At 67.5% G+C, this 14885-nt stretch carries 10 protein-coding genes and 1 tRNA gene; 8 read left to right on the top strand and 3 right to left on the bottom strand.

The features are described 5' to 3' along the window. Nucleotides 1-85: 85 nt before the first annotated feature. The 7 genes from CXP56_RS08870 to CXP56_RS08840 all read left to right on the top strand — a co-directional run bounded on the left by CXP56_RS08870 (nt 86) and on the right by CXP56_RS08840 (nt 9947). Nucleotides 86-3082: a UPF0182 family protein gene (locus CXP56_RS08870; RefSeq protein WP_286900693.1), complete on the top strand. Its 2997-nt coding sequence runs from the start codon at nt 86-88 to the stop codon at nt 3080-3082. A gap of 1021 nt (nt 3083-4103) precedes the next feature. After that, nucleotides 4104-4177: transfer RNA gene (locus tag CXP56_RS08865), tRNA-Met, on the top strand. 715 nt (nt 4178-4892) lie between these two features. Then, the gene (locus tag CXP56_RS08860) at nt 4893-6275 is read left to right on the top strand and encodes an amino acid permease (RefSeq protein WP_169725219.1); all 1383 of its coding nucleotides are present in this window, start codon (nt 4893-4895) and stop codon (nt 6273-6275) included. A gap of 53 nt (nt 6276-6328) precedes the next feature. After that, a complete protein-coding gene (locus CXP56_RS08855; protein ID WP_028846863.1) occupies nt 6329-7480 on the top strand; it encodes a thiolase C-terminal domain-containing protein in 1152 nt (383 codons plus the stop codon). Further along, on the top strand, nt 7473-7856 hold the full coding sequence (locus CXP56_RS08850) for a Zn-ribbon domain-containing OB-fold protein (protein ID WP_051309841.1): 384 nt from the start codon (nt 7473-7475) through the stop codon (nt 7854-7856). Before CXP56_RS08855 ends, CXP56_RS08850 begins: the two co-directional genes overlap by 8 nt. Beyond that, nucleotides 7853-8782, top strand: coding sequence for an SDR family NAD(P)-dependent oxidoreductase (locus CXP56_RS08845; protein ID WP_084609012.1), 930 nt, complete (start codon nt 7853-7855; stop codon nt 8780-8782). Before CXP56_RS08850 ends, CXP56_RS08845 begins: the two co-directional genes overlap by 4 nt. Then, entirely contained in the window at nt 8775-9947 is a 1173-nt protein-coding gene (locus CXP56_RS08840; RefSeq protein WP_286900692.1) for a GNAT family N-acetyltransferase, read from the top strand. Before CXP56_RS08845 ends, CXP56_RS08840 begins: the two co-directional genes overlap by 8 nt. Before the next feature lie 22 nt (nt 9948-9969). Here CXP56_RS08840 and CXP56_RS08835 read toward each other — a convergent pair whose 3' ends face one another. Continuing rightward, complete coding sequence (locus CXP56_RS08835; protein ID WP_051309835.1) at nt 9970-10524, bottom strand: TetR/AcrR family transcriptional regulator; 555 nt, start codon at nt 10522-10524, stop codon at nt 9970-9972. Between the two features lie 79 nt (nt 10525-10603). On the opposite strand from CXP56_RS08835, the gene CXP56_RS08830 reads away from it, so the two are divergent. Then, a complete protein-coding gene (locus tag CXP56_RS08830; RefSeq protein ID WP_028846860.1) occupies nt 10604-12127 on the top strand; it encodes an AMP-binding protein in 1524 nt (507 codons plus the stop codon). A gap of 321 nt (nt 12128-12448) precedes the next feature. Here the strand turns inward: CXP56_RS08830 and CXP56_RS08825 are convergent, their stop codons facing one another. After that, the gene (locus tag CXP56_RS08825; protein WP_028846859.1) at nt 12449-13657 is read right to left on the bottom strand and encodes a M20 metallopeptidase family protein; all 1209 of its coding nucleotides are present in this window, start codon (nt 13655-13657) and stop codon (nt 12449-12451) included. Nucleotides 13658-13663: 6 nt separating this feature from the next. Next, entirely contained in the window at nt 13664-14704 is a 1041-nt protein-coding gene (locus tag CXP56_RS08820; protein WP_169725218.1) for a cyclase family protein, read from the bottom strand. Nucleotides 14705-14885 lie beyond the last annotated feature (181 nt).

Genomic DNA, 14885 nt, shown 5'->3' with positions numbered 1-14885 from the left:
CGTAGAGTTAAGTAGACATTGGGTGGGGGCCATCACAAGCCGATGGCGCCCACGGGCGGATGTCACCGACCCAGGAGTGTGTGCTGTGGCCAATCGGCCTCCCGTCAGCGTGCCAAGGCTGACCAGGCGTAGTCGAGTCCTGTTGATCATCGGTGCGGTGCTGGTTGCCGCCCTGGTTCTGGGCAGCAGGCTGATCGGCGCCTACATCGACTGGTTGTGGTACGGAGAAGTCGGCGCGCGGAACGTCTTCACCACCGTCCTGTTGACCCGCGTGGTGCTGTTCCTCGTGGTCGGCGTCGTGGTCGGCGGGGCGGCATTCCTGTCACTGTTCCTCGCCTACCGCAACCGGCCCGTCTTCGTCCCCGTGGTCAGCCAGGACGACCCGTTGGCGCGGTACCGGTCGACCATCGTCGCCCGCGTGCGGCTGTTCGGGATCGGCATCCCGATCGTGGTCGGTGCCGTCGCCGGACTGTCCGCGCAAAGCGGCTGGGAGACCGTCCAGCTCTTCCTGCATGGCGGCGATTTCGGCAGGAAGGACCCCGAGTTCGGGCACGACATCGGCTTCTACGTGTTCGACCTGCCCTTCTACAACTGGGCGATCACATGGGTCTTCGTCGCGCTCGTGGTCGCGTTCGTCGCCGCGGTGGTGGTGCAGTACATCTTCGGCGGCGTCCGGCTGGCCGGCCGCGGCGCCCAGCTGACCAACGCCGCGCGCATCCAGCTGGCGGTCACCGCGGGCATCTTCGTGCTGGTCCTGGCGCTCGACTACTACATGGACCGGTACAACCTGCTGCTCAACGGCCGCAACGAGCTGTTCACCGGCGCCAGCTACACGGACCTGCAAGCGGTGATGCCGGCCAAGCTCATCCTGATGAGCATCGCGGTGTTCTGTGCGGGCGCCCTGTTCGTCGGTGCCTTCCTGCGTAACCTCGTGCTTCCCGCGATCGCGCTGGCGTTGCTGCTGGTGTCCAGCATCCTGGTCGGGCAGGCCTGGCCGGCGCTGCTGTGGCAGTTCTCGGTCAAGCCGAACGAGATCGAGAAGGAAGCCGAAGCGATCCGGCGCAACATGGAGGCGACCAAGTTCGCCTACAAGCTGGACAACATCGAGTTCGTCGACTACCGGCCGAAGACCTCCGCGACCGAGGAGGACATCGCCGAAGCCAGGGAGACCATCGAGCGGATCCGCCTGCTCGACCCGAGCGTGCTGGAGCCGACGTTCACCCAGCAGGTGGCGCGGGAGAACTTCTACGGCTTCCCGAAGAAGCTGGACGTCGACCGGTACGAGATCAACGGCGAGGTGCAGGACTACATCGTCGCGGCGCGTGAGCTGAAGTCCGAGGGCCTGGCCGAGAACCAGCGAAGCTGGATCAACCAGCGGTTGGTGTACACGCACGGCAACGGCTTCGTCCTGGCGCCCGCCAACACGATCGACCGCGCCGTCGGCGACAACAGCGGCGAGGGCGGCACCGAAGGCGGCTACCCGCTGACCAAGCGCAGCGACACGATCAACCCGAAGGCGATCGGGATCGAGGTCAAGCAGCCCCGCATCTACTACGGCGAGCTGTTCGGCGAGGACGACTACGCGATCGTCAACAACCCCGAGGAGTCGGCGCAGGGCGAGTTCGACACCGCCGAGACCACCCACCGCTATCAAGGCAAGGGCGGTGTGCCGATCGACGGCCTGTTCCACCGCCTGGTGTTCGCCATCGCGCACGGCGAGCGCAACATCCTGTTCTCCGGGGCGATCGGCGAGTCGTCCAAGATCATCTACAACCGCGACCCGCGCCTGCGGGTGGAGAAGAAGGCGCCGTGGCTGACCGTCGACGGTGACCCGTACCCGGCGGTGATCGACGGCCGCATCAAGTGGATCGTCGACGGCTACACCACGACGGCGAACTTCCCGTACGCGCAGAAGACGCAGCTGGGTGACGCGACCGAGGACACTCTCACCGGCGTGGCCAGGCACGAGAACCAGCCGATCAGCTACATCCGCAACTCGGTGAAGGCCACGGTCGACGCCTACGACGGCACGACGACGCTTTACGCGATCGACGAGCAGGATCCGGTGCTGAAGGCCTGGCGCAGTGTCTTCCCGGGCACGGTGGAGCCGGAGTCGAAGATCCCGGACAGCCTGCGCAAGCACTTCCGCTACCCGGAGGACATGTTCAAGGTTCAGCGGGACCTGCTGACGAAGTACCACGTCAAGACTCCGCAGCAGTACTTCTCCAACACCGCTTGGTGGAGTGTCCCGTCCAACCCGACCGAGGGCGAAAGGTCGGCGAACCAGCCGCCGTACTACCTGCTGATGAAGGCGCCGGGCGACGAGAAGCCGACCTTCCAGCTGACCAGCCCGTTGACGCCGTTGAACCGGGACTATCTGGCGGCGTGGATGACGGTGTCGTCGGACCCGGAGACCTACGGGAAGATGAAGGTGCTGCGGTTGCCGATCGGCGACGACGCGCCGCAGAGCCGTGGTCCGGCGCAGGTGCAGAACTCGTTCGAGAACAACGGTGACTACACCGAGCAGCGCACCCTGTTCGGCAACCAGAACGTCGAGATCATCAACGGCAACCTGCTGACGCTGCCGGTCGCCGGGGGCTTCCTGTACGTGGAGCCGGTCTACATTCGCCAGCGCACCGAGCGTGGTTATCCGCAGCTGGCGCGTGTGCTGGTGTCGTTCGGAAACCGCGTCGGCTTCGGCAAGACATTGACCGAAGCGCTCGACCAGGCACTGCCCGGCGCGGGCAAGTACGCGACGACGCCACGGGCCTCCGAAGACGGTGCCGAGGAGCCCGAGAAGCCGGCGCAGCAGCCGGACCAGCAGAAGCCGGACCAGCAGCAGCAACGGCCGCCGACGCAGCGACCCAGTACCGGCAACGCGGCGTTGCAGGAGGTCGCCGACGAGATGGCTCGAGCTGCGGACGCCTACTTCTCGGCGCGCGCGAAGGGCGACTTCCAAGCCGAAGCTGAGGCGTTGGAGGACCTGGAAGCGGCCCGCAAGAAGTACAACCAGCTGAAGAACGGTGAAGGGAGCGGCCGCTCCGGCTCGTCGTCCGGTGGCGCGGGCTCCGGAGGGAACTGACCTCGACACACAAAGCCGTCTGCCCGGCGGTCAGCGCGCTGCTGGGCGGACGGCTTTGCCGTGTCCGGGCATCCTCAAGGCTGCGGTACGGCTACCGGGTGGACGAGGTACTCGAACCGTCGGCACCGGATCGGTGCACATGTGTGCAGAAGCCGCGCGGATTCGGGCGCGCACGCGTGGGAGTCTCGCGGACCGGAGCACACGCGTGGGAGCCCTGCGAATTCGGGTGCACATGCGTGCCCGACTGATTCATGGCCGCACCGCTGACCGTGGGGCTGTGCAGGACGCCGCACGTGGGTGTGGGAACTGGCCGCACCTGGCTCAAGCCGCCGCACGGGCCAGGGGGAATTGGGCCGCCCGTGCACCTCTACCGGTGCATCGCGGGTGCTTTGGATTGGGAGTTGGTGTCTGTGCGAGGGGCGCCTGCTGTAGGCGAGCTTGCTGCGTGTGCCGTTGTGGTCGGCCACGGGGTGTGCGTTCGGGCTGGGGGCTGTGCGTGGACGCACTGATTTTGTGTGTTGGATGCGGAGGGGGTGTTTGCGTGAGGGGTGGGGTGCTGTAGGCGAGTTCGCTGGTGTGTGCCGTTGTGGTCGGCCACGGGATGTGTGTTTGGATCGGTGGGGTGCGTGGGCGCACCGGCACTGCGCTTCGGGTGCAGAGGGGTGCCTGGGCCCGGGACAGGCTGCCACAAAGTGCTTCGCCGAGGCGCCGTGGTTGGCGTCCGAAGTATGTCTTAGTGGGGGTGGCTATGTCGTAGTGGGGTGGCGCGGGCGCGATCGCGAGTGACTCGCGTGGAGCGGTGGGCGATCGGGTGAGCGTGGCGGCGTCGTGGCCCAGTGCGGTGTGCGTGTGGCTCAGCGCCAGCGCATAGTGCGGGTGGTCGTGCCTGCTCACGGGGCGGGTCGCTGCACGCGACATCCGGCTGCCGATCGATCGGCAGGATCGCCCGTCCGCCTCAGCCGGCGAAGTACCCACCCCCCTGAAGGCCGTCAAAACGGTTGTGTACACTGGGAATCACCGACGCGGGGTGGAGCAGTTCGGTAGCTCGCTGGGCTCATAACCCAGAGGTCGCAGGTTCGAATCCTGTCCCCGCTACGAGGCGAAACGCCCTCGGAGACAAGTACTCCGGGGGCGTTTCGCATGTCGAGGAGCAGTGTAGCGGCGGCGGTCACGGTATCCGGGGCAGCCGAAGTGCAGCGTGCTCCGAAATCAAATCAATGGGGTGCCGCCCCACGTCGGCTGTCGCCAGGGGCAGGCCGGTGCCGTGCGGCAGGGAGCTGGCCGATGCCGGTTCGGCAGGATGACAAAGTGCTGCGACACGATCCAAGAGGCCGACGGGTGCCTTCGGGCAACACACGTCTGTGCGGAGCCCGTCAAGACATGTGCGGCGGACGATTCGCGGACAAGGCCGTGCTTCCCGCGCCTTGTTGATGACACGGCGTGGACGTCGTGTTCGAGACGAGCGGGTCAACGAGGTGAGCGTCGTGCGATGAACATGACGGGGTCATGTGACCTCCGCGCGGTGGGCGTGGCGAGGCCATGTTGAGCTCGGTGTGATGGACACGATGGGGTCATGTTGAGCGTCGTGCGATGAGCGTGACGAACACGCTGCGGCACCTTCTCGGATGAGCACTACGAGGCCGTCGGCTGCCGCCACCTCGGTGAGCGTCTACGGCCCGCCACATGCCTCGGGCGTGAAACTGTGCGATCGCTTGCTTTTCTTCGTGTCTGACGTTAGCGTGCTGGCATCGGGGTGATCCCCGACACGATTCGGAGGTTTGCGATGTCAGCAGCGGTGTCAGAACCTGCGGTGCCGAATCGGGGGGAGTTGCAGGCGGAGGTTCCACGCAAGGGTCGACTCAAGAGCCGTCACGTCACCTTGCTCGCCATCGGCGGATGTATCGGCGCCTCGCTGTTCGTGGGGGTCGGCGAAGTCGTGCGATCGGCGGGCGCGGGAGCCGTGCTGTCCTTCTTCCTCGGCGGGGTCATCGTCTACTTCGTCATGCTGATGCTCGGTGAGATGACCACCGCGCGGCCTGAGCTGGGGACGTTTGTCGACTACGCCCGCGTCGGGGTGGGCGGCTGGGCGGCCTTCGCCGTCGGATGGCTGTACTGGTACCTGTTCGTTGCGATCATCGCGTTCGAGGCGGTCGTCGCCGGCCAGGTGATCGGCGGATGGCTCGGTGTCCCGAACTGGCTGTGCTCGCTCGGCGTGATGGCGGTGTTCGTCGGGCTGAACCTGTATTCGGCACGCGGATTCGGGGAGGCCGAGTTTCTGCTGGCCGGCATCAAGATCGCCACCATCCTCGTGCTCGGTGTCGGGGCCGTCGGCTACGTGCTCGGGCTGTTGCCGGGGTCGACCGGGGTGGGGCTGACGAACCTGCTGAACGCTCCGCTGTTGCCGAACGGGATCGCCCCCGTTGTCCAGGGCATGGCGATCGCGGTGCTGTCGTTCGTCGGCACGGAGATCGCCGTGATCGCTTCTCGTGAGTCGGAGGACCCCGGTCGCGCGGTGGTGCGTACCACGCGGCTTGCGGTCATCCGGATCGTCTTGTTCTTCGTGGGCTCCGTCGTCGCGCTGCTTCTCGTCCTGCCGTTCGCGGAGATTCCGGTCGATTCGTCACCGTTCGCGGCGGCCTTCGACCGTTTCGGCATCCCGTACTCGGTGCAAATCATGGACGCTGTCCTGCTCGTCGCGGTGCTGTCGATCGTCAACGCGTCCATCTACGCCTGCTCGCAGACGTTGTTCCGGTTGGCGCGCAATGGCTACGCGCCGGCGGGGATCGACCGCAGGAACGCGCGCGGCGTCCCGTGGATAGGAGTGCTGCTGAGCGGTTCGGGTGGGCTTCTCGGCGCGGCGGTGAACTGGTTCGCTCCGGACGAGGCGTTCGCGTTCGTCCTGAACTCGGTTGGGGCGCTGGCGCTGATCGTCTACGGCTTCGTCTGTGCTTCCCAGGTCGGCATGCGGATGCGAACGCCTGCCGAGCAGATCGCGCAACTGCCGGTCCGCATGTGGGGACACCCGTGGCTGGCGATCCTGTGTGGCGTCGCGCTGCTGGGCATCGACGTTGTGATGTTCATCGAGTACGAGACCCGCGTCCAGGTGGCATTGAGCCTCCTTGCGCTGGTCGTGGTGTCGGTCGTCTACGTGTTCCTCTCGTTGGCCCGTCGTCGTCGCGTTGACAGTGCATGATCGTCGTGGAATATTACAAAGCGAGCGTTCACTAAGAAAGATGGAAGGACGTCATGCGCGAGTTCTGCATCGCGGGCGTGGCCGAGACACCGCTCGGCAAGGTCACCGACCAGTCCGAGCCGTCCATGATCGCGCTCGCCGCCATGGCTGCGCTCGACGAAGCGGGTTTGACCAGGGCTGACGTCGACGGGCTGTTCGTGAACTATCTCGGCGAGGAAGGGTCGGTCCTGTTGGGCGAATACCTGGGGATCGAGCCCAGCTATGCGGACTCCTCCGACCTCGGCGGCGGATCGTGGGAAGGGTTCGTCGGGCACGCCATGGCGGCGATCGCGGCCGGTCACTGCACCGTGGCGCTGCTCGCATACGCCTCCAGGCAACGCAGCCTGCGTAAGCGATCGCGTACGCACGTGATCGCGCCGTGGCCGCCGGAGTCCCTTACCGCGCAGTTCGATCAACCCGCCGGGCTGCCGGTCCCTATCGGTCACTATGCACTGGTCACCGCCCGGCACATGCACGAACACGGCACCACGGAAGAACAGCTGGCGTCGGTCGCGGTCACCGCGCGGGAATGGGCGCGGCTGAACCCCAAGGCATGGCGGCGCGACCCGTTGACCGTGGCCGACGTGATGGTCTCCGAACGCATCTGCGGGCCGATCAAGAAGCTGGACTGCTGCTTGATCACCGACGGCGGTGGCGTGGTGATCGTCACGACGCGCGATCGGGTCCGGAACGCCAAGCGGCCGCCCGTGACCATCCTGGGCTGGGGCGAGAGCCACGCGACCTGGCATGCCCACCAGCGACGAGATCTGACGAGCACACCCGCCGTGGAATCCGGCAAGCGTGCCTACGAGATGGCAGGTGTCGGGCCGGAGGACATCGACCTGTTCCAGCCGTACGACGCCTTCACCATCACTCCCATCCTGCAGATGGAGGACCTTGGGTTCTGCGCGAAGGGCGAGGGCGGCGAAATGTTCGCGCGCGGCCACTTCAAGCCAGGCGGCAAGCTGCCCGCGATGACGTCGGGCGGCGGGTTGTCGTACGCCCACCCCGGCGCGTTCGGGATCTTCCTGGTGATCGAGGCGGTGCGCCAGCTACGCGGCGAGGCGGGGGACCGTCAGGTCACCCCGGTGCCGCGGCGTGCTCTGGTCAACGGCCTGGGCGGTCTGTCCTCCTACAGCTCGACGGTGGTGCTGACCAATGACTGACGTTCTCGACCCCACGACGCGCGAGTTCTGGGCCGCCGCTGCGGCCGGCCTGCTGGTGGTCCAGCGGTGCGCACGCTGTGGCTATCACCAGCTGTATCCCCGGCCGTTCTGTCTGGGGTGCGATTCCGGGGATCTCTCCTGGATCGAGGCCTCCGGTCAGGGCACCGTGTATTCGTGCGTCACCGTCCACCTCCCGGTCCGTCCGGACATACCACCGCCGTACGGCGTCGGCTTGGTCGACCTGGACGAAGGACCACGGGTGCTGGCTCATGTGCCGCAGGACGCGGCGATCGGCGAGCGGCTTGTCGCGAGCTGGTCGCCCCCTCGGCAGGAGGGGGAGCGGCCGCTGCTGGTGTTCCGGCGGGAGGCGCCATGAAACCTCTCGACGGGCTTGCTGCGATCGTGACCGGCGGAGGTGGGGGACTCGGGCGATGCCATGCGCGCCACCTCGCAAGCCTCGGCGCCGCCGTGCTGGTCAACGACACGGGGCGCACTGACGACGGCACGTGGTTGGCGGACCAAGTGGCCGATGAGATCGCGGCGGAAGGGTATCCGGCGGCCAGCCATCACGGTGACATCTCCGACTGGTCCGACGCACGGGACCTGATCGCGACGTGCGTGGAACGGTTCGGCCGCTTGGACGTTCTGGTCAACAACGCCGGGATCGTGCGCGACCGCACCATGGCGCGCATGTCGGAACGGGAGTGGGACGACGTCGTCCGAGTGAACCTGAAGGGACATGCGGCGCCGTCCGCACACGCCATGGCGTATTGGCGACAGCGCGCCAAGGAGAACGGCGAACCTGTGCGGGCGTCGATCGTGCACACCAGCTCCATCGGTGGCCTGATGCCCAATTTCGGCCAAGGCAACTACACGGCGGCCAAACTGGGCATCGTGGCGCTGTCCTCGGTGCTGGCGCTGGAGGGCAGCAAGATCGGCGTCCGGTCGAACGCCATCGCTCCGTCGGCGCGCACCGAGTTGGCGGTGGCGGCCATGCCCGCCGCCGTCCATGTCAACCAGTCGTCGTCGACCGACGGCTTCGATTTCTGGGCGCCGGAGAACGTGTCCCCGGTGGTCGGCTGGCTGGCGACGCCTTCTTGCCGCGCGACCGGGCAGGTCTTCTACGTGGCGGGCAACACCGTGCAATTGTTCGCGCCACCGAGCGTCCTGCGGCGCTTCACCGCGAGTGGCCGGTGGACGGTGGCGGATCTGGAACGCCGGGTCGGTGCGGACCTGCCACGGTGGCCGACGGCAATCGAGTTCCTGGAATCCGTCGACGAGGCGGCGATGGCCGATGGGTAGCGAGGAGCGAGTGGTGCGGCGTTTCCGCGCCGAGGACGAAGGATTCGTCGCCGGGCTGCGGCGCCAGTGTTTCTCCGCGTCGATCAACTTCGATCTCTGGCTGGCGCACGGTCACGTGCTCGAACGTGCCGGGCAGCCGGTCGCAGCGATGCTGGCTCGCCCGGCGGGGCAGTGGTTCGGCGGCCGCCCGGTTCCCGGTGTCGCGATCTCGTCGGTCATGGTCGATCTGGCCCATCGCAGCGCCGGAGTGATGGGCTATTTGCTGGAGTCGGTGCTGGCGGACCACGCCCGATCCGGCGCAGCCGTCGCCACGCTCGTCCCGACGGCACTGGCGCCCTACCGGCGCGCCGGGTTCGAGGTCGGGGGTCATCGCTACCGTTTCGTGGCCCCGCCTGCCGCCTTGCGGACAGGCTCGGAGATCGATTCCGTCCGCTGGTTCGAGACCGCGGACGTCGACGCGCTCGCCGAGGTGTACGAGGAGTTCGCCCGTCGGAGCAACGGCCTCATCGTGCGCTCCGCGGGCTGGTGGCAGGGGCACATCCTGCCGTCGGTCCGCTCGGGCGACGCGTTCGCCGTGGTGGCCGTCAGAGACGGTGCGGTCACCGGCTACGCCATGTGGGACCAGCCGAGTGCGCCCCGGGGAGAACTCACCTTCCGCCATCGTGTGCGGGCCCGGGAGATCGTCTGGACGTCTCGTTCGTCGGCGAACGCCTTGCTCCGAGCGCTGGCACGGGCCGGGTCGCCGGGCGAGGACCTGACCTGGTTCGGCTCGCCCTGCGACGGCCTGTCCATGTTCTTCGACGTGCCGCCCACCGTCGACTGGGCGTACCCGTGGATGCTGCGCATCATCGATTACCCGGCCGCTCTGACAGCACGCGGGTATCCCCCGGACGTGACCGTGGAGCTCGTCCTGGCCGTCCGCCGGACGGCGCCGGGACGGGCGTTACGGCTCACTGTCAGCGACGGCCGGTGCCGTGCCGAGTGGACGACGGAAGCCCCCGAAGCAGCCGTCACGGAGCGGGGCTTCGCTGCGCTGTACACCGGCAGGCTGAGCGCTGCCGAGGCGCAAGTCCTCGGCGAGCTGCACACCGAGCGAGCAGGCACCCTCGACCGGATCGGCACTGTGTTCGCCTGCGGCACCCCATGGATGTTCGACCATTTCTGAGGTGCTCGGCGATGGACGACAATCAGCGGGCGAGAAATCCTTGCAACATTTCGTCCGCCACTTTGCCGAAGACTTCTTCCACCGAGCGCGGACCGTTCGGGTCGAACCACATGATCGCCCAGTTCGCCACCGAGATCGGCACCAGGCGGGTCATGTGCGTGTCCATGTCTTTCCGGAAAACACCGGCCGCGACGCCTTCCTCCAGCAAATCGTCCCACAGCTTTTCGTATGCGCGCCGCAACTGGAGCACGTGCTCGAGTTCCTTGCCGGTCAGATATCGCCAGTCGAGCAGGAACAGCCGAGCGGTCGATGCGCCACCGATCTCGAAGTTGGTCGATACGTGGGTGAGAAAGGCGGCGCGGAACTTGGCGGCCGGGTCGAGGTCGCTCCTGCAGACTTCCGCGACCGCATCCAGCTGGCGCTGCAGCGTCTCGCTGACGATGTGGTACAGCAACGCCTCTTTGGAGGGGAAATGGGAATACAGCCCGCCGGAGTGCATTCCCGCTGCCTCGGCGATGGCGCGTACCGACGTGCCCAGAAAACCCCGTTCGCTGAACAGCTTGGTGGCTGCGGCCACGATCTCGTGAACACGGCTAGGTCGAGGCATTTCGTAATGATATCAGGTTCAATAGCAAGCGCTCGCTAAGGGAGGCGTCATGGGGCGACCAGCGCTCACGTTCGACGATTACGTGTCGTACGGCGAACAGATCAAGCAGTTGGGAGCGTCCCGGCCGGACGCCCCCGCGTTGACCTTCGTGCCGCAGACCGGGCCGGCGGTGCAGCTCACCTGGTCGGAACTGGACAGGCGCAGCGACGACTTCGCCGCGGGTCTTGCCGCTCGCGGCATCGGACCGCGCAGCCTGGTCGTTGTCATGCTGCGGAACTCGGTCGAGCACGTACTGTCCACGATCGGGGCATGGAAGCTGGGGGCGTGCGTGGTCCCCGTGCGCGCCGACATGCCCGCGCGAGAGCGGGATCAGATTCTCCGGTTAGCTGATCCGGACGTGGTGGTGTCTCTGGAGGCGGTGCGCGACCACCGCTGTGTCAGTCCGGGCGAGGTCGTGGCCGAGCGGGCCCGGCACTGGCAGCTGGCCGACCCGCAGCCGGGCAAGGCGGTGTGCTCCGGCGGCTCGACCGGGGTGCCGAAGTTGATCGTGGACCCGTTGCCGTGGGGGAATCCGGGTGCGGTCGGCGGGACAGTTCCCGGCCATCCGCTGCACGGTGTCGCCGTGACCATCGGGTTCCGCCCGGACCAGACGCAGTTGGTGTGCGGGCCGCTCTACCACAACGCCCCGTTCGGCTGGGGATACTGGGGCTTGTTCTTCGGGCACCACGTGGTGCTGCTGGAGCGTTTCCGGCCGGAGCTGGCGGTCGACTGCGTCGAGCGCTACCGCGTCAACCTGATGTTCGTGGTGCCCACCATGATGACCAGGATGATCCGGCTGGATGGCATCGCCGAGCGCAACTGGTCGAGCATGGAGTCCCTGTTCCACGGTGCCGCGCCGTGCCCGCCGTGGCTGAAGAAGCAGTGGATCGATCTGCTCGGCCCGGAACACATCAACGAGTTGTACGGAGCCACCGAGGCCGTCGGCGCGACCGCGATCACCGGCACCGACTGGCTGCGGCACGAGGGCAGTGTCGGGCGGCCGCTCAACTGCGATCTGCGGATCCTGGACGACGAGCAGCGCGAAGTGCCGGTCGGCGAGGTCGGCATGATCTACATGCGACCGCACTGCGCCGAGCCGACCTACGAGTACCGCGGCAGCCCGGCCGCCCCGTCGACCGAGGACGGGTTCGTCACGGTGGGGGACTACGGACGGGTCGACGAGGACGGCTATCTCTACCTTGCCGACCGGCGCGTCGACCTGATCCTCTCCGGGGGCGCGAACATCTATCCGGCCGAAGTGGAGGGGGCGCTGCTGCAGCATCCCGTGGTCGTCGACGCGGCGGTCATCGGGCTGCCCCACCCGGACTGGGGCCAGGCGGTGCACGCGATCGTCCAGCTCCGCACCGGGGCGTCCGTCACGGAGGACCAGCTGCGCACCTTCATGCGCGATCAGCTCGCGTCCTACAAGCTGCCGAAGACCTACGAGCTGGTCGACCGCGTTCCGCGCGACGAGGCCGGGAAGCTGCGCCGGTCGGCTCTGCTGGCCGAGCGGACGGGGACCGCATCGCAGTGACGATCGCCGGGCCGGCCCTCGGCGATCGTCGATCGACCGGCCCGTGCGGGCGGACTTCCACCCGGCAGAACCTCCGGCGTTGTCCTCGGGCCGGCGACCGGAGGTTCTGCTGTTTCCGGGAAGCCGTCGCCGGCGATGGTGAGCAGGCGCGAAGCGCCGGTGGCAGGCCAGCAATGAAGGCCCGAGCGGCCACGGCCGGGCCGACAAGTCGCGGCCGTGGCCGCAGCCTGGCAGGCTGCGCTTCCCGGCTCGAGCGGCCGGACGATTAATGCCGCCGAAGTGCGGCCAGCGGGCCCGGAGGTCAGGCCGACGGCCCGGAGGTCAGGCCGACTCGTGCTCGAGCCGCCTCAGCGCCAGTTCCGCGTACAGTGCGGCCGCCTTGGGGAGCACCGCGGGATCGAAGACGGCGTAGGCGCTGTGGTTGTTGGGTGCCGTCGCAGGGTCCATTCCGGGTGGCGTGGCGCCCAGCGTGAGGAAGGCCCCGGGCACGTGGGTGAGCACGCGGGAGAAATCCTCCGATGCCGCCAGCGGGTGAGGCATCGGGCGATAGCTGTGCTCACCCAGCACCGATCGCGCGACGTCGGCGGCGAATCCGGCTTCGAATTCGTCGTTGACCGTCAGCAACGTCTCCTCTTCGAAGCGAACGTCCACCCCGACGTCGTGCGCGTCGGCGACACCACGAAGGGTCCGCTCCAAGTCGGCGCGGATCTTCGCCGAGTTCTCCGTGGAGAACGTGCGCAGCGTCGCTGCGAACTCGGCGTGATCGGGGATCACGTTGTGTCTGGTGCCTGCTTGGAACTGCCCGACCGTCACCACCACGGGATCGAAGACGTCGAAGCTTCGGGTCACCGTGCTCTGCAGCGAGGTGACCATTTCCGCGGCTGCCGTGATCGGATCCTTCGCGCGATGCGGCATCGACCCGTGCCCACCTTGGCCATCGACCCGCACCAGCAGCCGTTGCGAGGACGACATCACGGGGCCCGATCGCGTGCTGACGACGCCGTTGGGCAGCCCGGCCGAAAGCACGTGGATGGCAAAAGCCGCGCATACCCGGTACCCCGCAGCGTCCAGGACACCCTCGTTCACCATCACGCCCGCGCCATCGTAGCCCTCCTCGCCGGGCTGGAACATGAACACCACGTCGCCGGCCAGGCGATCTCGGTGGTGGTGCAACAGACGTGCCGCCCCGATCAGCGACGCGGTGTGCAGATCATGGCCGCACGCGTGCATGGCCCCGTTCTCGGACGCGAAGTCGAGGCCGGTGCGTTCCCGGACGGGTAGGGCGTCCATGTCGGCCCGCAGGAGCACGGCGCGAGGCTGCCGTTCGTCGCGCGCGCCACCACGCAGGACCGCCACGACCGACGTGGTGGCTCGGCCGACGGAGATCTCCAGTCCCAGCGGCTCGAGTTCGCGCAGCACCCGAGCCTGGGTGCGCGGCAGCTGCAGGCCGATTTCGGGATCGGCGTGCAACTCCGCACGAAACGCTGCCAGCTCGTCCTCGAGTTGCCGGGCGTCGTCGTAGATGGTCATGGCACCTCACCGGATCGCGACGGCATTGGCCGGGGACCCCGATCCGCCGGTCAGATTCAGCGGGCAAGCCACGACGAGGCACTCCCAGCGGCCGTCCGCGGCGCATCGTTCGGCCAACCGGTCCAGATCCCACAGCTCGCCGAGGGGGAGGCCCAGCAGCGGGAGGAGGACGTTGTGCATCAGGCCCGCGTAAGTGCGCGGAACCCGGCCGTTGCGTTCCGCCTCGGAGACGAACGGAGAATCGTCCGGCGCGGGGAAGGCCTCCACACTGAAGTTGTCGGCCGCCACCATGGCGAACCGGTGGTCCCAGAGCCAGCTCACCGTCTCCTCGCTGGCCAGCAACCCGGAGATGCGCAGGGTCTCCTTCTCGATCCTGCGTTCCGCCGGGGTCAGTTCGTGCAGGTGACGATGCAGCCATCCGGTTCTGACCAGCAGGATGTCGCCCGGCCGGAAGTCGACGTGCTGGGCTTCGGCCGCGGCTGCGATGTCGGTGATCGGGATGGCCTCCGCCGCGCCGTGGTTGATCGGCCTGCCCTGCTGTCTGCGGTATCGGTCGACGTCGACCAGCACACCACGGCCGACGATGCCGTGCTCGGTGAATCGGTTGATACCCAGGTAGGGGTCTCCGGGCAGGAACCGGTCGGGATCCGCTCCGTTGTAGAACCCGAACACCGGGTGCCCGATGTGCCTGAACCCGTCGATCTGTGTGCTGGCCTGCGGATAGAAGCTGTCCAGGTACTCGTCTCGGTGGTACGCGTAGTTGGCGTAGACGCGGTGCCGCAGCCGCTTGCGGTATGGGCTCACCGGCGGATCGAACGTTTCCAGTGGAAGGTTCAGGTTGATGACCTCGCCGGTGCGCACGGCAGCCGCGGCTGCGCGCACGCGCTCCGGGGTGAGGTGGTTCAAGGTGCCGAGTTCGTCGTCCGCCCCGAACACTCCCCACGCCGAGCCGGCAGGGGCGTCGGTGCGGGCGCGAAGCTCCGCATAGGTCGGAAAGTCCTTGTCGTCGTGCATCTCCGGTCCCTCCCCGGCGGCCGCTTCAGACAACGGTGAGACGGTAGCCGCGTCGAACAAAATTAGCAAGCGATCGCTCAGTTTCGCGTCGACCATTGACGCGGCCGGTGTGATCGCACACACTCAAACAAAGCGTTCGATCGCTATGCTACGACTGCGGGGGAGCGGGCCGGAGCCACGGCCTGCGCCCACGGGTGCCCCTCACCTCCCGCAG

The organism is Thermocrispum sp., from assembly GCF_002919275.1.
GTDB lineage: Bacteria > Actinomycetota > Actinomycetes > Mycobacteriales > Pseudonocardiaceae > Thermocrispum > Thermocrispum agreste.
The sequence above is the reverse complement of the archived record's forward strand: the minus strand, read 5'-3'. Positions and strand labels throughout refer to the sequence as shown.

Bases quoted from the DNA above. Each gene is read 5' to 3' on its own strand.
- CXP56_RS08825 (WP_028846859.1), bottom strand. From the start codon at position 13,657: ATGACCATCTACGACGACGCCCGGCAACTCGAGGACGAGCTGGCAGCG.
- CXP56_RS08855 (WP_028846863.1), top strand. From the start codon at position 6,329: ATGCGCGAGTTCTGCATCGCGGGCGTGGCCGAGACACCGCTCGGCAAG.
- CXP56_RS08830 (WP_028846860.1), top strand. From the start codon at position 10,604: ATGGGGCGACCAGCGCTCACGTTCGACGATTACGTGTCGTACGGCGAA.
- CXP56_RS08840 (WP_286900692.1), top strand. From the start codon at position 8,775: ATGGGTAGCGAGGAGCGAGTGGTGCGGCGTTTCCGCGCCGAGGACGAA.
- CXP56_RS08850 (WP_051309841.1), top strand. From the start codon at position 7,473: ATGACTGACGTTCTCGACCCCACGACGCGCGAGTTCTGGGCCGCCGCT.
- CXP56_RS08845 (WP_084609012.1), top strand. From the start codon at position 7,853: ATGAAACCTCTCGACGGGCTTGCTGCGATCGTGACCGGCGGAGGTGGG.